This window comes from Bacillus sp. 05T21, from assembly GCF_056396785.1.
This window is the reverse complement of record NZ_JBFTMD010000009.1, coordinates 1-19114: the sequence shown is the minus strand read 5'-3', so window position 1 is coordinate 19114 and position 19114 is coordinate 1. Positions and strand designations below refer to the sequence as shown.

The window sequence follows — 19114 nt, the reverse complement described above, 5'->3', positions numbered from 1 at the left end:
CCTATAAAAAATAAGAGTATTGCTATCGTAAAGGAGAATTGGAGATGCCAGAAACTATGACTCAAACAAAGCCAGAACAAGAAACTGTACAAATTTCTGCTAGCCAAGGACAACTTGATGTACTTGATCAGTTGTTAAAACCTGAGGTACAAGAATCATTAACAAAACTAGTAGAACAGCTTCCAAAATTAACTGAGCTTGTTAACATTTTAACTAAGTCTTATGACTTCGCTCAAACTGTTGCTACTGATGAAGTATTAAAAAGCGACACTGTTAGTGCAATCACAGAACTTGTAGAACCTGTAAAAGATACAGTGAAAGGCATGGCTGCAACTGCTATCGAAGCGAAAGATCGTGCTGACGAAAGCAACGAAGTTATCGGCCTGTTCGGTCTATTAAAATTACTAAAAGACCCACAAGCACAAAAAATGTTCCGTTTTGTGAACGCATACCTTCAAATTAGTGCAGAACGTAACAATAAATAATTTAACTTATAACAACAATTAGTAAAGACGGGGGATATCATACTATGTCAAAACAAATTGTCATCTTAGGCGCTGGTTATGGCGGTCTTCTTGCCGCTTTAAACGTACGTAAATATTACAGCAAATCAGAAGCACAAGTTACAGTGATTAACCAATACCCAACACACCAAATCATCACTGAACTACACCGCCTTGCAGCTGGTAACGTTGCTGAGCAAGCAATTGCAATGCCACTTACAAAGCTTTTCAAAGGTAAAGACATCGATCTTAAAATTGCAACAGTTGAGTCATTCTCAGTTGATAGCAAAGAAATCAAACTAGCTGGTGGCACTACTTTATCTTACGATGCACTTGTAGTTGCTTTAGGAAGTAAAACTGCTTACTTCGGTATTCCAGGACTAGAAGAAAACAGCATGGTATTAAAATCTGCTGCTGATGCAAACAAAATCTACAAACACGTTGAAGACCGTATTCGTGAATACGCTACAACGAAAAACGAAGCTGATGCTACAATCGTAATCGGTGGTGGCGGATTAACTGGCGTTGAGCTAGTTGGTGAGCTTGCTGACATTATGCCTAAACTTGCAAAAAGCCACGGCGTAAATCCAAAAGAAGTTAAACTTCTTCTTGTTGAAGCAGGTCCAAAAATCCTTCCAGTATTACCAGACCACTTAATCGAACGTGCAACTGCTAGCTTAGAAGCACGCGGTGTTACATTCTTAACAGGTCTTCCTGTAACAAACGTTGCTGGTAATGAAATCGACTTAAAAGACGGTCAAAAAATCGTTGCTAACACATTCGTTTGGACAGGCGGCGTACAAGGTAACCCATTAATTGGTGAATCAGGTCTTGAAGTAAACCGCGGTCGTGCAACTGTTGATGCACATCTACAATCTACTTCTCACAAAGACGTATTCGTTGCTGGAGACAGCGCTGTTGTCTTCTCTCCAGACGGTCGTCCATACCCACCAACTGCACAAATCGCTTGGCAAATGGGTGAGTTAATTGGATACAACTTATACGCAGCACTAGAAGGCAAAGCATTCGAAGAGTTCGCACCTATCAACTCTGGAACACTTGCTAGTCTAGGACGTAAAGATGCTGTTGCTACAATCGGAGCAAGCAATACTCCGCTTAAAGGTTTACCAGCATCATTAATGAAAGAAGCAAGTAACGTTCGTTACTTATCACACATTAAAGGTCTATTCAGCTTAGCTTACTAATCTGAATATAAGCCCGAATCATGCCCTGCATGGTTCGGGCTATTTTTATCCCGCTATTTGCGGGCTGATAATCAGTGGGGATGAACAACTCCCCACTGATTAAAGTTTCACTTTATCCGTAATTTTCTCTAACTTATTTATTCGGCAAAAGAATAGTATAACCTCTTTAATTATCGAAATATACTGACTTTTTTGTGTCGAAATTGTGTATATGAAAAGAGCGGAAGTAGATATCTTCCCTACTTCCGCTCTTTCACAAGAACTATTCTCCTAATTCCACTAAGCTGTAGTTCTTCTTCCCTTTACGAATAATGATGAATCGTCCATCAAATGAATTTTCTACAGTAACATCTGTACCCACATCCGTTACTTTTTCACCATTCATAGAAATAGCTCCATTATTAATATCTTCACGTGCTTGTCGTCTAGATGGTTCAATTCCTAAATCAACTAGCCATTCTACGATGTTTTTCGTCTCTTTTGAAGACTGGAATGTTGGCATCTCTTTAAAACCTTGTTCAATTTCATCGGCTGTTAACGATTTAATATCTCCGCTAAATAACGCTGCTGTAATTTTCACAGCTTGCAAGAGTGCCTCTTCTCCATGAACGAATTTCGTCATTTCTTCCGCTAATACTTTTTGCGCTTCACGTTTATGAGGCTCTGTTTCTACCTTCGCTGCCAATTCATCAATACGCTCTTTCGTTAAGAAGGTAAAGTATTTCAAGTATTTCACTACATCACGGTCATCTGTATTCACCCAGAACTGGTAAAATTCAAATGGTGTTGTTTTTTCAGGATCAAGCCAAACCGCACCACCTGCAGATTTACCAAACTTCGTACCATCAGATTTCAATAATAACGGAATTGTTAGTCCGAATACTTTCGCTTCGTGCCCTTCTAACTTACGAATTAAATCTAAACCACTCGTAATATTTCCCCATTGGTCACTACCACCAATTTGCAGTTGAACATCTTCTTTCGTGTATAAATGATGGAAGTCCATCGCTTGCAAAATTTGGTACGTAAATTCTGTGAAAGAAATTCCTGTATCTAAACGACTTGCTACAATATCCTTCGCTAACATGCTATTAATGCTAAAGTTTTTCCCGTAATCACGTAAAAACTCAATAATATTTATTTCATGTGTCCAGTCGTAGTTATTTACCATCTTCACTTCGCTATTTCCGCCAAAATCAAATAGCTTTTTCATTTGTGCTGTTAACGCATCCACATTATGCTGAACGACTTCTAACGTTTGAAGTTGACGTTCTGATTGACGTCCGCTCGGATCACCAATTGTTCCTGTTGCCCCGCCAATTAAAATAACTGGATGATGGCCAGCTAACTGGAATCTCTTCATCATCATAAACGGAATCAAATGTCCGATATGCATACTATCACCAGTCGGATCAACTCCGCAGTATAGTGAAATCTTTTTCTCTTCTACTAGCTTACGTAAACCTTCTTCATCAGTCTGTTGATTCACAGCGCCGCGCCATTCTAATTCATCAATAATATTCATCTTTTGTCATCCCCTCTATTTTTTTGAAAACAAAAAGTCCCTATGTCTATGACATAGGGACGATTATTCACCGTGTTACCACCCAGTTTGTATAAATAGCATAGCTACTCATACCACTCTTAGCAATAATATCGATTGCCAATCCGCTTAGCATTACCTAAGATACTCCAGAGTGTAATTCGCAAGTTTGTTTGTGCTAGGTTCCAGCAACCCCTAGCTCTCTCGTTAACAGTGACAAACTGCTACTGGGCTCTTTCAACGTATATTATTTGTTAAATTATTAGCCATTATATTGAATTGAAAACAAATTGTCAACAATACCCAAATGTTATTTTAAAATAATTCACATTTTCATACGTATTTCGTTATTCTTTATCTTCTCCAATAATCCTTACTTCTCGCTCTAACTTCACGCCAAATTTCTCTTCAACAGTCTTTTGTACAAAGTGAATTAAATCAATGTAATCTTGTGCTGTTCCGTTATCAACATTCACCATAAATCCAGCGTGTTTTACAGAAACTTCCACTCCGCCAATTCGCTTACCTTGTAGTCCTGATTCTTGAATCAATTTACCAGCAAAGTTATTTGGTGGGCGCTTAAATACGCTACCACATGAAGGATATTCTAGAGGTTGTTTTGACTCACGTTTAAACGTTAAATCATCCATTTTTTCTTTAATTTCTTCACGCACACCTTCTTCAAGCTCAAATCTCGCTTCAAGAATAATGTAATGGTTGTTTGCAAATACACTCTTACGATATCCAAATTCAAATGCTTCTTTCGTTAAAGTACGTAGCTCTCCATCACCTGTCATTACGACAGCTTCTGTTAATACAAACGATACTTCACCGCCGTAAGCACCAGCATTCATATATAATGCTCCGCCAACTGAACCTGGAATACCACAAGCAAACTCAAGACCCGTTAAATTATGATCTAATGCAATTCGTGATACATCAATAATTGCTGCACCACACTGTGCCACAATCGTCGTTCCTGTTACAGTCACACCTGTAATGTGAATTAAACTTACTATAATCCCGCGAATTCCACCATCTTTAATAATGACATTCGATCCATTTCCTAAAAACGTAACTGGAATATTATATTCGTTAGCATATTTAATAACTTCTTGAATTTCATCATAATTTGTCGGCGCAACGAACACATCTGCTTTGCCGCCAACTTTAATATGCGTATGATTCTTTAACATTTCATCTTGTTTCACATGACCTTCAGGCAATACCGTACTTAAATATTTATAAACCTCTTGCATATTCATTTTACGATTCCTCTATTTCTATATTCTTTTTATCCCGTTATACGGGCCCATAATATCCCCACATACATGAACGAACCTAAAGTGGTGGATACAGTGTACCCAAAATCAATTCGAGACACCTATAAACCTCTTAATTTATAAGAGGTGCCACTCATATTAAAATATATATTGCATAATAAAGCAACCCAAATGGGCTACTAAACTTGACATGTCATCAGAAAGACAACAATTTGTAAAATATATTACTTTTTCAAAACACTATCCTTCAGTATCTTACTATACCATACGAAAATAAAGTGGTATTTTTTTGTAATCTTTACTTTGTTTATGACATATAAGAAAATCGATTGAAAGCGGGAGATAAGACTCTCATGAAGATACTAAGTGAGATACAGGAATCAAAGGATTTAACGAAGGAATTTCAAGATGAAGTGGCAGTTGCGAAAGAGAAGAAAAAGCCGTGGTAGAAGTTTTGGTAAGGTTTGTATATAAACTACAAAAAGGTAGAAAAGTATACTTTTCTACCTTTTCGATTAGTGGAATAAAGATAAACCAATTTTTAAACAATGCTATTAGTTTTTAACCACTTTTCAAAAATTAATCTAAATTGTTCTTCAGTAGCATCTTTATCCCCTATTGAAAATATTTTCAAACCGTAACCAACAAATTTTTCACCTAAATTATGTTTACTAGCATATTCATACAAAAAATCCACGTCAGCTTCATATTCTTCAATAAAAACATCCCATATAGGCTTGTCTATTTTCTTATATGCAATAACTTCTAAATCATATCCATCTTCATAATATCCTATATGCATATGTTGGTGTTCTTCATAGTTACACATACTATTAAATAATCTCTCCTTTACCAAATAATATGATGATCATTCAAATTTGGCGGGACATGATAATGTAAATATGGTCCTTTATTTTTTACTGGACCATAATCTAACCTAAATAACACTTTTTTAGTAACTTTAGATCTGACTTGAATAATTCTAGTTTTATATGGACCTTCAAGAATATATTTATTTGGTGCGTCTAATGCTTTTTGTACATAAGGTCTCGCTATTTTCCAACCTTTATCTGCAGCTGTTCTTCCCGCTTTTGAAGTTAAAACCCTTAATGCTCCAATAACAAGAGCTGGTAATATTTCTTATTTAACTATTAATTCACCTGTAAGAGGATTTTTTTCAATAACATATTCAACTCTTGGTTTACTTAGTTCTCCTTCTAATTGTAAAAATACAGGGTCAGTTACTAAAAAATTATATTCGTTCTCGAATTTTTCAAAATCGAAGTTAGAAACATCGACATTAGATAAATCAATACCACCATCTTCTTCAGGAACATATTCTTCGACAATTGTATCATCATTTAATTCAACAGTTGCATCAACAAATGATGGCAATGCAAAACTAAACATTAACACGAAAGAAAGTATCCCAGCTATAATTCTCATCTACCATTCCCCTCTCAAATTTTATAATAGTGGGAAATAACTAAAATTTATATTTCCTATTATTTCTCACTATTAAATATTAAAAAATATAAAATTTTCTAACAAGTCTAAAAATAAAGCGATGAATTTGTTATTATTAATTTGTATAAAATAATAACTTAATAAGATTTAAAATAAATAAACTAAAAATCTCTTCCTCTACAATATAAAGCTAATAAAGCATCTCCCTAAAGGTACAATACTGTATCTTTAGGGGCGATGTTAGTGAAAAAAGAATTGAGCCATTCTAAGACATACCAATCTATTTTACCGATCCACCTTTGACCAATTGGAGATAGGATATAGTAATTTTTAAATCCTTATAAGATTCGATTTAAGCCTTTCACCATATCATTCAGTTGTAAATATAGTGTATTTCTTGGCTCTGTATACTCCTATACGCTCTCGCATTTCTATAAATAGAAATTACTTTGTCACAGGGCTCAACCTTAGGATTTCTCCACCAGCTGCCTGTCAGCTACTAGACGACTTGGCTCTTACTTAGAGACTGGATTTTCACCAGCAAGCAGCGGACCAGATGAGCTGGACACGCCATAAAAAAAGAGCACCTCCCACAGAATGTGCCCTTTCTATACTCATTAAATTATTTTTCGTTCTCTTCTTTTTCCTTATCAAACCATAATAGCTCATCGTCATCAACTTCACCATTATAATTGATTAGAATCTCTTCTCCCGCTTTTATATCTTTGTAAGCAAAGAAGTTAAACGTATGATTCTCGAAGACAATATCATACGTTGCATTCGGATTATATGCATGATTAAATAACATGCCGTATCCTAACAGGAATGCCGTATGATTTACCCCATACTCAAATGCGTAGTCAGCAAGTAACGTTTTCTCAATGTGTTCATGCTGTTCATTCGGATAAGAGATAACTGGTGCTGAGTGAATCAACTCACCCTTTTTAATATCACGAGTTGCAAATACCCCTCTATTAAATTCTCCATCACTAAGTTCAGAAGTCTTAACTTCGATCATATGCGTCACCTATATAATTCTTTCTTTGAAGTATTTTATTCCGCTATTTGCGGGGTTCAACTAATAATCAGTAGCGTATAGCCCCACTAATTAAAGTCTCAGTTTATCTCCTTAAGCTTGGCAGAAAACGCGCAGAAAAGCAATTAAATTACTATCAAGTATTCATTTAAATGAAAAAAGAGCACACATGGTGTACCCTTTTTAAGAGATATTACTTTTCTAAAATATCTTCTAGCAACTTCACTTGCTCGCTAACAGTATGTAACGTCTTCACCRATATATCATTTCGATGTTTTTCTTCTTCCACACTTGCTAACACTTCTTCCGTAGCCGCAGAAGTTTGCTGAATTACATTAGAAGCATGTGTAACGTCCTTTACGATATTCGTCGTTTTAGCTTGGAAACTTTCTTGATGACCAACAATCTCCCTCATTACATCATTAATCGCATCAATAAACTTCCCTAAATCCGTTACATTCGTCAAAACACTTGCTAACATTTCGTTACATTCTTCTTGTACTCTTTCTGACTTCTCTACCTGCACTTCTACTTTACTTGCTTGATTACTAAACTCCTTCAAAATCCCTTGAATTCTCCCCGCAGAACGATTCGATTCTTCAGCAAGCTTTAATACTTCATTCGCTACAATAGCAAAACCTTTTCCATGTTCTCCTGCCCTTGCAGCTTCAATATTTGCATTTAAAGCTAGCAAACTCGTCTGACTTGAAATATTCGTTATTACATCTACAATTTCATTAATTTGTTTCGATTGTGTCATTAATTCTCTAAATATCGTTCCTGATTGTGAAATAACACCATTTAAACTTCTCATGTTAGCTTCAAAATTTCTTAAAGTATTTACACTACCCTTTGAGACTTCCAAACTTTTATCAACACGCATCGACGCATTTCTTACTTGAGAGATGATTTGGTCAATATTTCCCTCCATATCATTCAATACTTCTACTGAACGTGACATCATCTCTGATTGCGATTGAGTTCCCACTGCTACTTCTTCAAAAGCAAAGTTAATTTCACTCATTGACTCCATCGATGTATTCATATTTTGTCTTAAATGATTGAAATTACTATCTAACTTCACAACAGTTTCCTCAATAAGCCTTTGCGTTTCTTCTAACTCCTGAGCTTTCTTCATCACCGCTTGCTTCTCATCCCTTAAACGAGCCAAAAGATTAGAACCAATCTTTGTGACACCCCACATAGCGATCGTTACAATCGCTAACAAGCTTGCGAAATTTGCAGCTTCAGATGACGCTGTATACGCAAAAAATTGATTTGGCCAATAACTACAAAGTATAAATGTAACAACAACTGCTACCCCACCAAGAATTAAAATAAGACGTTCACTCAAATAAATAAGTGAAACCGCTAATGTAAAATAGACCATTTGAAATACAGCTGGGCTTTCATTAAATGCTTGTACCATAATGAAAGACATAATAAGTAGCATACATGTCATGATGTATTTATACATTGCTTCCATACTTTCTATAAAAGTAAGCAGCGTTCCAAATACTACGATAGAAATACCACACACCCAAAATGCTATCGCTCTCTCTGTAAAAATATATCCGTAATACCCAATCGCGATTATCCCAAGGAAGAAACTACAAATCGTGATAAATAGCAATAAATGATTTTTCTGTGATTCTTTCTCAAGGTTAGAAAAACAAGTTCTCTTTAACCACTCCATATATGAAGCCCCACCTTCTACTCATACGTATCGATTACTTCAGCTTGAATACCGCACTCACTGGGTTATGATCGCTATTTTCAAACTTCAAATCTTTCCCTTGTACATTTACAATTTCAACATTCGGTGAAACGATAAAGCCATCAATAATCGTGACGAAATTTTCACCTTCCACATATTTCTTCACATCATCTCTCACAGTCATAACAGACGGATCTACAGCCCACTTAAAGCCACCATCAGTAAAGTCCTTTGGTAACTCTACTAACCACTCAGGACGCTCTTTCACGAACTTCGGATCACTTAACTGAGCGTTAGAAATTAATTGATTCCAGTCTCCGCCCATTATTACATAATCACCATTTTTATAATGCTTGTTCATATATTCTTTTAAATACTCCACTTGCTGCTTTCTAATTTTTCCGCCTTCATCATAAGCAGACAAATGTAAATTTACGAGTCTAACAAATTTCCCATTATTAACAGGAATTTTATGTTCAACAATCGCTCGGTCTAAATCAAATAAACGCTTTGGCCACGGCTCCATTCCAGGAAGCTGAAACCTCTTCGCTGTTTGAACCGTATATTTAGAAAATGTACTTAATCCAGCTTCAGCATATCCCATTGGACTTGTGATTGGTACAGGAACCCATTTTGTATCATAGTTCTTTCCGAACGAAGAAGCATAATCAGGTAGTCCTTTTTTCAAAAATTCATGCCCATTTACATCAAATGATCGCATTGATTTTATATCTATTTCTTGTAATAGCGCAAAATCACTATTCTCATTTTGTAAAAACGAAAGCATATTCTTTAAGTTAGTTTCCGTTTGTTCTTTACTACTTGAACCAGACCCTTTTCCCCCATCCATAAAGAAGTCTTGATCCTTATCTAGTCCAGCATATCCAATATTAAATGTTGTTACTTTAAATTCATTTTCATGCGCAATTACGCGCTCCTTATTGTTTTCCACCTTCAAGCTTATAACATCAGCCGGCTGTTCTTTTGTAAGTGTCATATAAGCTAAAAACCCACCTACAACTCCCACACCTACTAAAATACATATAAGTACTATTTTTAATAACTTTTTCAAACAAACGACTCCTTTTCTAAAACATACGATTTTACTTTTCTTTATTTTCAGTTAAATAAAAAATGACAGACATACGAAATATTTTATCACATTGAAAACCTTATATCACTATATTTAGTTTATAAGTAAGGATTCCTTATCTTAAACTATTATATAAATACAAAATGCACCAACTTCTCCACTGGAAATTAAACGCAATGTTTAGTACACTATATGTAATAATCATAGGTGATGGAGTTCGCCATAACCGCTGCTTAGCTAATGACTCCTACCAGTATAACTACTGGTAGGAGTCTATTTTTTTGAGCAAGCTATTTAAAGAGGTGAGGAATTTGATTTATATTATCGTCGGTATAGCCGGTATATTAGGAGCCCTTTCTCGTTATTATTTAGGTCTTACTATTCATACATTTTGGCATCATTCTTTTCCATTAGCTACATTACTCATTAACTTAGCCGGCTGCTTCTTATTAGCATGGCTAACTACGTATATCGCCCGGCTAAATATCTTACCTTCAGAGGTTATCACAGGCATCGGGACTGGATTCATCGGTTCCTTTACGACGTTTTCAACATTTAGTGTAGAAACTGTGCAATTAATCAATCATTCTGAATGGAGCACGGCTTTCTTATATGTATCATGTAGCATACTTGGCGGTCTCATTATGTCTGGGCTTGGCTATACACTAGGTGATTTCTTAATTAAGAAATCACTTACGGAAGGTGATCACTTATGATGGAAGCTTTATTAGTGGCAACTGGAGGGTTTTTCGGTGCGATTACACGATTTGCAATTAGCAATTGGTTTAAAAAAAGAAATAAAACACCCTTTCCAATTGCTACATTCCTTATTAATATAACAGGAGCATTTTTACTCGGGTATATAATTGGCAACGGAGTCTCTACAGGATGGCAATTATTATTAGGAACTGGATTTATAGGCGCATTCACCACATTTTCGACACTTAAATTAGAGTCCATTCAGCTTCTCAATCGCAAAAAAATTTACACATTCCTTTTATATTTAAGTACTACTTACATAATTGGTATCCTATTCGCATTCCTTGGAATGAAGCTCGGCGGAATATAAAAAAGCGACTCTATTGAGTCGCTTTCTTTCATAAAAAGTATGTTCCGCCATATGGAATGGAAAATAAAGTGAAACTTTAATCAGTGGGGGTTTTGTTCTTACCCACTGGTTATTAGCCTTCACCAATCGGGCGTTTACGGGCAGCCCGACTCCCACCTAACTTCTTTGCTCCTGCCGAATTTTGAGGTGGGAGTTTTACTGCCCGTTAATGCGGGATAAACCAGCTGGATACACATCATAATGTATACTTTGCACAGGAAGCTGTGAATACGACATATACTGGCTCTGCATCATTTGTGCTACTTGTGCTTGTTGTTGCATTTGAATGGCCTGATGCACTGCCTGAATTGTCATCTGTGCCCCGGCCACTGTAATCGCTGCTCCTACTTGTCTTCCAGTGCAAAAATAAAGCGCTAAAAAATGGAATTCCTGTGATCCAAATGAACAGTACAAATGGCTTATATAGTCCCTTCAAATTTTTTGAAACTAACAATACCGCTCTTCCCGTTTCTGGCCCAATATATATGCAGAACAATAAACCAAAACATCCGCAAAGAATGATAATTAACTTTAACCATAATGACAATTCGTTTTGTTTCACAAAAATCCACTCCTAAACTAACAGCATTTATCTATTGCTGTTTTTTCAACTTTGAAGTGATAAGTCCAACTAGCAACACACCAATACCACTAAAGAACAATAGGTAGCTTACTGGTACTAGGAAAAAGAAAGGTTCTACAAGAAGCCCATTATCCGCCACTTTACTAGTTGTACCGTGCATTAATAAACAGGTAACTCCTAACGATATTAGTACGATAGCTAATAAAAATTTATTTTTCATAATATATTCTCCTTTAATTTCACCATTACTTTTGCTAACCTCATAATAAGTCCCGACGAATTTCAAGTCAACAATTATTTATCGTTTTACGATAAATAATTGTTGACTTGAATAATAAAAAGACTGTAGACAATCATTGTCTATAGCCTCTTCACTCTAAAATATTCTTTTTGGAACATACACATTCTTATCGCATTATGGTAGTTGCCATCAACGAAGAACTCATCTTGCAACTCACCTTCTACTATAAATCCGACCTTTTTATAAACGTGTACAGCTTTTTCATTCTCTTTATCGACAACTAAATATATTTTATGCATATTTAATACGGAAAAAGCGTAATCCATCGCTAAACGCGTTGCATCAGCTGCATAACCGTAACCTTGGTAACTCGGATCAATAATAATTTGGAATTCAGTTCTACGGTGAATATAATCGATTTCTACTAATTCGACTAATCCCACCATCTCATTATCTTTCTCAACGATAAATCGGCGCTCACTTTGATCATGTATATGTTTATCGTATAAATCCTGCAGCTCCACAAATGCTTCATAAGGCTCTTCAAACCAATACGACATAATATGCGCGTTGTTATTAAGTTCGTGTACAAACTTTAAGTCTTCCCGTTCTAAAGGACGTAATTTCAATTCCTGACTCATTTCTATAACCTCCAAGTAAAATAACCTCTTCACTTAATTTCTCAATTTTTTTCGATTTCAAACGCCCTAATTACATTGTAAACCTTCAAGTAACTTGAAGGTCAAGGTACAAAAAGTAGTGCAAACTTATGTCTGCACTACTCTTTTCTCAAATCTCTCATATTCGATATGTATAAAGCAATAACTAAAACAAGAATGGATCCCGCATATAATAACGTCTCCATTGGTTCCTCATGAGACACAATAATTAAACGAATTAACGCCGTAATTCCGATATAAATAAAATAACGTAACGGAAAATGATAATTCGACTTAAAATACTTAATAATTAATGCGATGAACTCGAAGTATAGGAAATAGACGATGATACTCTCAACTAATTTATAAGATGTATACTTCTTCGCTGAAAATATGTATTGAATAAAAGTAATTGTTTCGTTAATTAAAAAAATCGATAAAACAATGGATAATATGATTAACGCTATATTTAATATCCACTGTAAAACGCTAGCTATATAATGATCGATATTAAATGACTTCATTTTCTCTTTTAGCTCCCCTTCGTGTAAGTACTTATTCATTATAGCAAAATTATACTTACAGAAATGTTAAATCATATATGATCGTCCTCTTTCACGATTACTCCACCATTCGGATATTTATGCTTAATATAATCGCTTCCCCAATCGCAAAGCACCTTCAAACCCTTTTTTAATGATTCTCCCTGTTCTGTAAGAGAATACTCAACTTTCGGTGGTACTTGATTATATACTTTTCTAGACACAAGCCCATCTTTTTCAAGCTCTTTCAATTGCTCAGTAAGCATTTTTTGTGTAATACCAGTTACCAATCGTTTTAACTCACCCGTTCTTGTCGGTCCGCTTGTTAAATGATATAAAATATGGGATTTCCACTTACCTCCGATCACATCCAAAACGACTTCAATTCTATTGTTATACTCTTTTTTCATATTGAACTCCTTCTGTATTTTGATAGGCACTTTCTCGTGCCTATGTCACGAGATGGTGTCTATATCACKGAAAAGTRCGTACTTTTCATAATATCTGTACTATACCATAATGATGCATGTAAGCAACTTATAACAGAGCATTAAATTAGTGGAGGTATTTTAAAATGAAAAAAGAAAATCGTACTACAAATTTTTATGATGTGATTCGTGAGCGCCGTTCCGTTCGCTCTTATGATCCTTCAGCTACAATCTCTGATGAAGAAATTAAAGAACTTTTAGAAGAAGCAATGCTAGTACCAAGTAGTTCCAACTTAAACCCATGGCGTTTCATGGTAATTACAGATCAAGACTTAAAAGAGAATCTTCATCCAATTGCTTTAAATCAACCACAAGTGCTAGAAGCATCCGCTATGATCGTAATTTTAAGCGAAAATAATGCCCACGAATTCGAACATATCAATAAAGTGAATGAACGTGCAGTAGCTGCTGGATTCATGACAGAAGAAATTAAAAATAGACTGAACAACAGTATTCGTGAGTTTTATGCACCTGTAAGCGAACAAGGAAAAAGAGAATGGCAAATGCTTGACGGTGGTTTGCTAGCTATGCAATTTATGCTTGCTGCAAAAGCGAGAGGATACGATACAGTCCCAATGCTTGGCTATAACGTTGAAGAATTCCGCAAAGCATTTAACGTTCCAGAAAACTTAACTGACGTCTTAATGATTGCATTAGGCAAAGCAAAAGAGCCAGGATTCCCAACAGTTCGATTAACTGTAGATGAAGTAACGTCTTGGAATGGCGAGTTTTAATCACAGTGTTTATCGTACTTTAGGAATAAAAGTACGATAAACACTACTAAGAAGAAAAGAGGTTTTCTTATGAAATTAAGTGTTTTAGATCAAACTCCAGTTTCAAACGGGGTAACTACTCAAGAAACTTTTTAAAATACGATTGAATTAGCACAGCTAGTAGATAAACTAGGCTATCACAGACTATGGTATTCTGAGCATCATGGTTCAGCCAATTTTGCTAGTGCTTCACCAGAAATTATGATTTCTCATATCGCATCTGTAACGGAGCAAATTCGCGTTGGTTCTGGTGGAATGATGTTAATGCACCATTCACCATTAAAGATGGCAGAAGTATTTAAAACATTAACATCTTTATATCCAGATAGAATTGATTTCGGTGTAGGTCGAGCGCCAGGTGGCAATCAATTTTCTACACTTGCATTACATGAAGGAAAACATCCAAACATGCTGAATCTGTACGATAAATTAATGGATACGATGATGTTTATGACAGAAACAATGCCTGCAGATCATTTATACAATCGTACACTTGCTTCTCCATTAGGTGCCCCATTACCTGAAATTTGGCTATTAGGTTCTAGTGGTAGTAGCGGTGCACAGGCAGGAAGATTCGGTATTGGTTATTCCTATGCTCAGTTTATTAGTGGGGAGTTATCTAGTGAAATGTTAGAATCTTATCGTAAAAATTTCGTCCCTTCTGAGTTTATGGTTAAGCCTAAAATAAACATTGGATATTTTGCACTAGCAGCGGAAACTGCTGAAGAAGCAGAATATCATGCAGCTTCTTTAGATTTATCTCTATTATTTTTAGATAAAGGTAAGTACTTCCACGTACCTTCTCCTGAAGAAGCACTAAATTACAATTACACTGAAATGGACAAAATGCATATACAGAACAATCGTAAAAAATTCCTTGTCGGAAGTGCTAAAGAAGTTGCAAATACACTTCGCGAACATGAAGAAAAATTCGGAGTTAACGAAGCTATGATTGGGACAATCAGTCATAATCATGACGCAAAACTACAATCTTATCGACTACTTGCAAAAGAGCTTCTATAAAAAGAAAGGCGGGAAAACAATGCTTGAAGTTTTAAATCGAATCAATGAACTAGCTAAAAAACAAAAAGAAGACGGTTTAACAAAAACAGAATTACATGAGCGTAAAGCATTACGTGAGGAATACCTTCAAATTATTCGAGGTCAAATCAACACCACTGTTACAGGATTAAAAATATTAGACCCTTTAGGAAACGATGTGACACCTGAAAAATTAAAAGAACAACAAAAGCTATCACTAAACACAGATAACAATGCATGAAAATACCGAGACTTTTTGTTACTTAATGATTCATCTAAGTAAACATATGATCAGATGGATCATTAAGTTAACATTACATACCTCATCGACGTATCCTTCAAACTTCTAGTTCTAACTTGAAAATCTACAAACAAAAAACCATACCCCCGCCCCTCCGGCAAAGTTATGGTTTTTATCCTACAATGTCACTCTACCTATAAGTTTGCCGTGAATTCCGCAAAACAGCAAATAAGGTTACTATAACCCTCAAAGAAAAGAAACCTTATTTTAACTTTCCTATTGATAGGTTAACACGATAATTCCCGTACTTTAATAGTCGTCCTAGAAATTTATCTAAGTCTTCATTGGAAGCAAAATGTGTTTTTAATAAATAACACCCCTCACCGCTTATACGGTCTACTTCAGAAATCCCTTCTTCTTTTTGAAAGAAATTCATAAACTCTTGATGATTAGCTGTTGTTACGAATAAAGTAACAAATGCAGTCACTACTTGTCCTAATTTGATTCGGTTTATTGCGATTGTATATTGTTCAATAATCCCTAAATCCTCTAATCTTCGAATTCGATTTCCTACAGCCTGCCCCGTCATATGTATTTTTTGACCAAGTTCTTTCCATTGTATTCTTGAGTTTTCTCCTAATAATTTCAGTATCTCAAAATCTGTTTGATCAATGATATAAACCAATCCTTTCATCGTGAAAGTAGAAAGCCAGAAAGTGTTTCGCCAACTTATTCTGCTTGTCGATACAATTCACTATACTTAGTTTATCCTCTTACATCACATTGTTTATCAGTTACATTTACTTATAACACAGAGGACGCAACAAAAAAATACATCTAGATTTAAAGGAGATTATAAATATGTTATTACAAGAGATTTTATCGTTCAATGAACAATTTGTAGAAAATAAAGAATACGCTCCTCGTGAAGCGACAAAAATGCCTAAAAAACGTATGGTTGTTGTTTCTTGCATGGACGCTCGTTTAATTGAGCTACTTCCAAAAGCTTTAGATATACACGATGGTGATGCAAAAGTTATCAGAAATGCAGGTGGTAAAATTGCTTCTGCTTTCGATAGTGTTATGCAAAGTGTTGTCGCATCAGTATATGATCTAAATGCAGATGAAATCTTCCTTATCGGACACCAAAGATGTGGTGCGAGCCAAACTAATCCAAAAGGAACACTTCAAAAAATATTAGATCGTGGAGTAGCTTCACCAGAAATTTTATCAGCGATTGAATATGCTGGTGTTGACCTTGAAAAATGGTTATTTGGATTCGATGATGTCAACGGTTCAACTCAAGCTAATGTTGATTTAGTAAGAAATCATCCACTTATTCCAAAAGATGTTCCTGTACATGGTTTAGTTATTGATCCTCACACAGGTAAATTAGATTTAATAGTTGATGGATATAAAGCATTAAATGGTATGAAAAATTAATTATTACTTAAATGAAGGGAAGTTATTAGATATGAATAGACAAGAAGCTACGCAAAAAATTATGGAAGCAAAAATTGCAAAAGGTTTAACATGGGAAGAAATTTCAAAAGTAAGTGAAAACTCTGAGACTTGGGTTGTAACAGCGTTATTAGGACAAGCTACAATGACACGTCCAGAAGCAGAAAAAATCGGTAAACTATTAGAATTAGATGAAGAAGTAGTTCAAGCATTAACAGTAGTTCCACTTAGAGGTCAAGTAATGCAAATGCCTCCTACTGACCCAATCTTATATCGATTATATGAAATGATGTTACAATACGCACCAACTCTTAGAGAATTAATTCTAGAAAAAGCTGGCGAAGGTGTAATGAGTGCAATTAACTTCAATCTAGATGTGGACACACAAGAAGATCCAAAAGGTGGCGACCCTCGTATCGTGATTACACTTAACGGGAAATTCTTACCGTTCCGTACATGGTAATTAATTAAAAATCTATCTATATAATTAAAGTGATTTTATAGATTTACAAAATCCATCCTTTTTAATCTAGCTGTGTAGAAAGGATGGATTTTTACTATGAGATTCTTTTTATACAAGGGAGAATAATATGAATAAAAAATACGTCGATACGAGCTTTAGTATTCTACAGTGGTTTGTGTTTTTATTAGCAAATGCAATTGCATTGCCTATCATTATTGGTGGCATATTCCATTTATCAATAGAAGATATCTCAACATTAATGCAACGAACTTTTTTAGTTGTAGGAGTAAGTTCATTTATACAAGCATGGTTTGGGCATCGCTATCCCATAGCGGATGGGCCAGCCGGTTCATGGGTAAGTATATTTGTCATATTGGGACAAGTCGCTATGCATCAGGGACAAAGTGCAAAGGATGTATTACAACTTTTAGAAGGCGGATTAATTATTGCAGGTGTATTACTCTTCGTCCTTGGTATAACAGGGCTTGTTCATCGAATTCTACGTTTATTTACACCCTTGGTTACAGGAACTTTTCTTTTAATATTATCTCTTCAGCTTAGCGGTGTGTTACTAAAAGGAATGATGGGATTACAAGGAGCTGTAACTCATCCTGATTATACAACGGCTGCTATTGCGCTCTTTGTTTTTGCCCTTATTACTTTCTTATCAATTAAAGGGAACGGATGGATGAAAAGTTACGCTGTGTTACTTGGAATTTCATGTGGTTGGCTTTTGTATGCTGTATTAGGAAAATCATCTCATATGCCTTCACACACACCGTTAGTTAAGTTACCAGAGCTATTTTCTTGGGGCACACCTAGATTAGATATTGGAATGGCTCTAACTGCAACTTTATTTACATTTCTTTTAGTTGCAAATACAATCGCTGCTATTTCGGCTGTAAAACAAGTGGCTCCGTCATCTAAAGAAAATGAAAAGCAAATACTGAACCGCGGCGTGTGGGCCGGAGGTATATCGCATATTATCTCGTCGTTGTTTTCTACAATTGGAATTGTACCATTACCTGCATCAGCAGGATTTATTCAACTAACAGGACAAAGAAAAGTGAAGTCGTTCCTTATAGCAAGTCTTATATTAGCAGGAATTTCTTTTATTCCTTCAATTGTAAACTTTATATCCTTGCTACCAGGTCCTATTGCTAATGCCGCACTTTTAGCAACATTTGTCCAAGTAATAGGCATTTCATTTCAATCCATTTTACGTGAAGAATTAAATCAACGCCGATTAACTATATTAGGAATTTCATTATTAATCAGTTTGGGAATAATGTTTCTTCCAGAAAGTGCATTTAGCGGAATTCCTTCTTCCTTACAATATGTTTTAAGTAATGGATTACTTGTGGGTACCATGCTTGTCATTCTATTGGAACAGTTTTGGAAAGAGTAAAATTTGTGACTAAGTAAAAAAGCGCCCTGCTTACAGGGCGCCTTTTTATACCTAATGACTAATACTAGCAGTTGGGTATAATGTTGTTCCTCCAATTGAAACTTTWATTTCATTTGTTAATGGAACATTTTGTTCATTAATAATTGTTCTCCACCATTCCCATGCAAGACCAGTACATTCTCTTGCTACGATTTTTATATTTTTTGAATTTGGTGGAAGAGGGATAACTGTAGAGTAATGAGCCGTTTTGTCTTTCTTT

Annotated in this window: 24 protein-coding genes, 1 pseudogene, 1 riboswitch and 1 other annotated feature; of the genes and pseudogenes, 11 read left to right on the top strand and 14 right to left on the bottom strand. The window is 35.4% G+C overall.

Annotated elements, in window-relative coordinates; translation table 11 throughout:
* The first annotated feature begins 44 nt into the window (after positions 1-44).
* Together AC1DKZ_RS17220 and AC1DKZ_RS17215 are read left to right on the top strand one after the other, a co-directional pair.
* Positions 45-485 carry a DUF1641 domain-containing protein gene (locus AC1DKZ_RS17220; protein WP_476996726.1) on the top strand — a complete coding sequence of 147 codons (441 nt, stop codon included), beginning with the start codon at positions 45-47 and terminating at the stop codon, positions 483-485.
* Positions 486-529: 44 nt separating this feature from the next.
* Positions 530-1708, top strand: a complete 1179-nt coding sequence (locus AC1DKZ_RS17215; protein ID WP_044439292.1) for an NAD(P)/FAD-dependent oxidoreductase — start codon at positions 530-532, stop codon at positions 1706-1708.
* 262 nt (positions 1709-1970) lie between these two features.
* Here the strand turns inward: AC1DKZ_RS17215 and tyrS are convergent, their stop codons facing one another.
* Together tyrS and murB are read right to left on the bottom strand one after the other, a co-directional pair.
* Positions 1971-3233, bottom strand: coding sequence for a tyrosine--tRNA ligase (tyrS, locus tag AC1DKZ_RS17210; protein ID WP_476996725.1), 1263 nt, complete (start codon positions 3231-3233; stop codon positions 1971-1973).
* A 52-nt stretch (positions 3234-3285) separates the two neighbouring features.
* Positions 3286-3501 (bottom strand) — a binding site (T-box leader).
* Between the two features lie 97 nt (positions 3502-3598).
* On the bottom strand, positions 3599-4516 hold the full coding sequence (gene murB / locus AC1DKZ_RS17205; protein WP_431073194.1) for a UDP-N-acetylmuramate dehydrogenase: 918 nt from the start codon (positions 4514-4516) through the stop codon (positions 3599-3601).
* Between the two features lie 347 nt (positions 4517-4863).
* On the opposite strand from murB, the gene AC1DKZ_RS17200 reads away from it, so the two are divergent.
* A complete protein-coding gene (locus AC1DKZ_RS17200) occupies positions 4864-4983 on the top strand; it encodes a DUF3967 domain-containing protein (RefSeq protein WP_002016020.1) in 120 nt (39 codons plus the stop codon).
* Between the two features lie 92 nt (positions 4984-5075).
* Here AC1DKZ_RS17200 and AC1DKZ_RS17195 read toward each other — a convergent pair whose 3' ends face one another.
* The 5 genes and pseudogenes from AC1DKZ_RS17195 to AC1DKZ_RS17175 form a co-directional block, all read right to left on the bottom strand.
* Positions 5076-5363, bottom strand: coding sequence for a DUF3986 family protein (locus AC1DKZ_RS17195; RefSeq protein WP_476996724.1), 288 nt, complete (start codon positions 5361-5363; stop codon positions 5076-5078).
* 20 nt (positions 5364-5383) lie between these two features.
* A pseudogene (locus AC1DKZ_RS17190) lies at positions 5384-5980 on the bottom strand (hypothetical protein).
* Positions 5981-6623: 643 nt separating this feature from the next.
* Positions 6624-7019 carry an SET domain-containing protein gene (locus tag AC1DKZ_RS17185; RefSeq protein WP_000573650.1) on the bottom strand — a complete coding sequence of 132 codons (396 nt, stop codon included), beginning with the start codon at positions 7017-7019 and terminating at the stop codon, positions 6624-6626.
* Positions 7020-7230: 211 nt separating this feature from the next.
* Entirely contained in the window at positions 7231-8733 is a 1503-nt protein-coding gene (locus AC1DKZ_RS17180) for a DUF4077 domain-containing protein (RefSeq protein ID WP_476996723.1), read from the bottom strand.
* Positions 8734-8767: 34 nt separating this feature from the next.
* Positions 8768-9826 carry an endonuclease/exonuclease/phosphatase family protein gene (locus AC1DKZ_RS17175; protein ID WP_061673701.1) on the bottom strand — a complete coding sequence of 353 codons (1059 nt, stop codon included), beginning with the start codon at positions 9824-9826 and terminating at the stop codon, positions 8768-8770.
* Positions 9827-10044: 218 nt separating this feature from the next.
* Positions 10045-10104: riboswitch (Fluoride riboswitch) on the top strand.
* A 54-nt stretch (positions 10105-10158) separates the two neighbouring features.
* Between AC1DKZ_RS17175 and crcB (AC1DKZ_RS17170) the strand changes: the two genes are divergently transcribed.
* Entirely contained in the window at positions 10159-10563 is a 405-nt protein-coding gene (gene crcB / locus AC1DKZ_RS17170) for a fluoride efflux transporter CrcB (RefSeq protein ID WP_002143706.1), read from the top strand.
* Positions 10560-10916: a fluoride efflux transporter CrcB gene (crcB, locus tag AC1DKZ_RS17165; protein ID WP_476996722.1), complete on the top strand. Its 357-nt coding sequence runs from the start codon at positions 10560-10562 to the stop codon at positions 10914-10916. Before crcB (AC1DKZ_RS17170) ends, crcB (AC1DKZ_RS17165) begins: the two co-directional genes overlap by 4 nt.
* A gap of 195 nt (positions 10917-11111) precedes the next feature.
* On the opposite strand, the gene AC1DKZ_RS17160 is transcribed toward crcB (AC1DKZ_RS17165), so the two are convergent.
* The 5 genes from AC1DKZ_RS17160 to AC1DKZ_RS17140 form a co-directional block, all read right to left on the bottom strand.
* Positions 11112-11369 carry a DUF3947 family protein gene (locus tag AC1DKZ_RS17160; protein ID WP_431182294.1) on the bottom strand — a complete coding sequence of 86 codons (258 nt, stop codon included), beginning with the start codon at positions 11367-11369 and terminating at the stop codon, positions 11112-11114.
* A gap of 179 nt (positions 11370-11548) precedes the next feature.
* Positions 11549-11758 (bottom strand): DUF3955 domain-containing protein, encoded by a 210-nt coding sequence (locus tag AC1DKZ_RS17155; RefSeq protein ID WP_476996721.1) that lies wholly within the window; start codon positions 11756-11758, stop codon positions 11549-11551.
* 140 nt (positions 11759-11898) lie between these two features.
* On the bottom strand, positions 11899-12420 hold the full coding sequence (gene speG, locus AC1DKZ_RS17150) for a spermidine N1-acetyltransferase (RefSeq protein WP_002112781.1): 522 nt from the start codon (positions 12418-12420) through the stop codon (positions 11899-11901).
* Positions 12421-12557: 137 nt separating this feature from the next.
* Positions 12558-12962, bottom strand: coding sequence for a phosphate-starvation-inducible protein PsiE (psiE, locus tag AC1DKZ_RS17145; RefSeq protein ID WP_002129862.1), 405 nt, complete (start codon positions 12960-12962; stop codon positions 12558-12560).
* Between the two features lie 71 nt (positions 12963-13033).
* The gene (locus AC1DKZ_RS17140) at positions 13034-13390 is read right to left on the bottom strand and encodes a winged helix-turn-helix transcriptional regulator (RefSeq protein WP_476996720.1); all 357 of its coding nucleotides are present in this window, start codon (positions 13388-13390) and stop codon (positions 13034-13036) included.
* Positions 13391-13554: 164 nt separating this feature from the next.
* Between AC1DKZ_RS17140 and AC1DKZ_RS17135 the strand changes: the two genes are divergently transcribed.
* The 3 genes from AC1DKZ_RS17135 (at position 13555) to AC1DKZ_RS17125 (ending at position 15523) form a co-directional block, all read left to right on the top strand.
* Positions 13555-14202: a nitroreductase family protein gene (locus AC1DKZ_RS17135; protein ID WP_476996719.1), complete on the top strand. Its 648-nt coding sequence runs from the start codon at positions 13555-13557 to the stop codon at positions 14200-14202.
* Positions 14203-14343: 141 nt separating this feature from the next.
* On the top strand, positions 14344-15264 hold the full coding sequence (locus AC1DKZ_RS17130) for an MsnO8 family LLM class oxidoreductase (protein ID WP_476996772.1): 921 nt from the start codon (positions 14344-14346) through the stop codon (positions 15262-15264).
* 19 nt (positions 15265-15283) lie between these two features.
* The gene (locus AC1DKZ_RS17125; protein ID WP_088040408.1) at positions 15284-15523 is read left to right on the top strand and encodes a DUF896 domain-containing protein; all 240 of its coding nucleotides are present in this window, start codon (positions 15284-15286) and stop codon (positions 15521-15523) included.
* 262 nt (positions 15524-15785) lie between these two features.
* Here the strand turns inward: AC1DKZ_RS17125 and AC1DKZ_RS17120 are convergent, their stop codons facing one another.
* Positions 15786-16217, bottom strand: coding sequence for an Lrp/AsnC family transcriptional regulator (locus AC1DKZ_RS17120; protein WP_097915642.1), 432 nt, complete (start codon positions 16215-16217; stop codon positions 15786-15788).
* 167 nt (positions 16218-16384) lie between these two features.
* On the opposite strand from AC1DKZ_RS17120, the gene AC1DKZ_RS17115 reads away from it, so the two are divergent.
* The 3 genes from AC1DKZ_RS17115 to AC1DKZ_RS17105 all read left to right on the top strand — a co-directional run bounded on the left by AC1DKZ_RS17115 (position 16385) and on the right by AC1DKZ_RS17105 (position 18855).
* On the top strand, positions 16385-16966 hold the full coding sequence (locus AC1DKZ_RS17115; RefSeq protein ID WP_000926491.1) for a beta-class carbonic anhydrase: 582 nt from the start codon (positions 16385-16387) through the stop codon (positions 16964-16966).
* A gap of 31 nt (positions 16967-16997) precedes the next feature.
* Positions 16998-17447 (top strand): cyanase, encoded by a 450-nt coding sequence (gene cynS / locus AC1DKZ_RS17110; RefSeq protein WP_476996718.1) that lies wholly within the window; start codon positions 16998-17000, stop codon positions 17445-17447.
* Between the two features lie 127 nt (positions 17448-17574).
* Positions 17575-18855: a purine/pyrimidine permease gene (locus AC1DKZ_RS17105; protein WP_476996717.1), complete on the top strand. Its 1281-nt coding sequence runs from the start codon at positions 17575-17577 to the stop codon at positions 18853-18855.
* Positions 18856-18906: 51 nt separating this feature from the next.
* Here the strand turns inward: AC1DKZ_RS17105 and AC1DKZ_RS17100 are convergent.
* On the bottom strand, positions 18907-19114 hold a 208-nt coding region (locus tag AC1DKZ_RS17100; protein WP_476996716.1), incomplete at its 5' end, for a thiol-activated cytolysin C-terminal domain-containing protein.

What these genes read in the sequence shown, in the direction of transcription:
- cynS (WP_476996718.1), top strand. Translation starts at nt 16,998, where the DNA reads ATGAATAGACAAGAAGCTACGCAAAAAATTATGGAAGCAAAAATTGCA.
- AC1DKZ_RS17215 (WP_044439292.1), top strand. Translation starts at nt 530, where the DNA reads ATGTCAAAACAAATTGTCATCTTAGGCGCTGGTTATGGCGGTCTTCTT.
- AC1DKZ_RS17155 (WP_476996721.1), bottom strand. Translation starts at nt 11,758, where the DNA reads ATGAAAAATAAATTTTTATTAGCTATCGTACTAATATCGTTAGGAGTT.
- AC1DKZ_RS17195 (WP_476996724.1), bottom strand. Translation starts at nt 5,363, where the DNA reads ATGTGTAACTATGAAGAACACCAACATATGCATATAGGATATTATGAA.
- AC1DKZ_RS17185 (WP_000573650.1), bottom strand. Translation starts at nt 7,019, where the DNA reads ATGATCGAAGTTAAGACTTCTGAACTTAGTGATGGAGAATTTAATAGA.
- speG (WP_002112781.1), bottom strand. Translation starts at nt 12,420, where the DNA reads ATGAGTCAGGAATTGAAATTACGTCCTTTAGAACGGGAAGACTTAAAG.
- AC1DKZ_RS17135 (WP_476996719.1), top strand. Translation starts at nt 13,555, where the DNA reads ATGAAAAAAGAAAATCGTACTACAAATTTTTATGATGTGATTCGTGAG.
- AC1DKZ_RS17105 (WP_476996717.1), top strand. Translation starts at nt 17,575, where the DNA reads ATGAATAAAAAATACGTCGATACGAGCTTTAGTATTCTACAGTGGTTT.
- crcB (WP_476996722.1), top strand. Translation starts at nt 10,560, where the DNA reads ATGATGGAAGCTTTATTAGTGGCAACTGGAGGGTTTTTCGGTGCGATT.
- AC1DKZ_RS17125 (WP_088040408.1), top strand. Translation starts at nt 15,284, where the DNA reads ATGCTTGAAGTTTTAAATCGAATCAATGAACTAGCTAAAAAACAAAAA.
- murB (WP_431073194.1), bottom strand. Translation starts at nt 4,516, where the DNA reads ATGAATATGCAAGAGGTTTATAAATATTTAAGTACGGTATTGCCTGAA.
- AC1DKZ_RS17115 (WP_000926491.1), top strand. Translation starts at nt 16,385, where the DNA reads ATGTTATTACAAGAGATTTTATCGTTCAATGAACAATTTGTAGAAAAT.
- AC1DKZ_RS17220 (WP_476996726.1), top strand. Translation starts at nt 45, where the DNA reads ATGCCAGAAACTATGACTCAAACAAAGCCAGAACAAGAAACTGTACAA.
- AC1DKZ_RS17120 (WP_097915642.1), bottom strand. Translation starts at nt 16,217, where the DNA reads ATGAAAGGATTGGTTTATATCATTGATCAAACAGATTTTGAGATACTG.
- AC1DKZ_RS17140 (WP_476996720.1), bottom strand. Translation starts at nt 13,390, where the DNA reads ATGAAAAAAGAGTATAACAATAGAATTGAAGTCGTTTTGGATGTGATC.
- psiE (WP_002129862.1), bottom strand. Translation starts at nt 12,962, where the DNA reads ATGAAGTCATTTAATATCGATCATTATATAGCTAGCGTTTTACAGTGG.
- tyrS (WP_476996725.1), bottom strand. Translation starts at nt 3,233, where the DNA reads ATGAATATTATTGATGAATTAGAATGGCGCGGCGCTGTGAATCAACAG.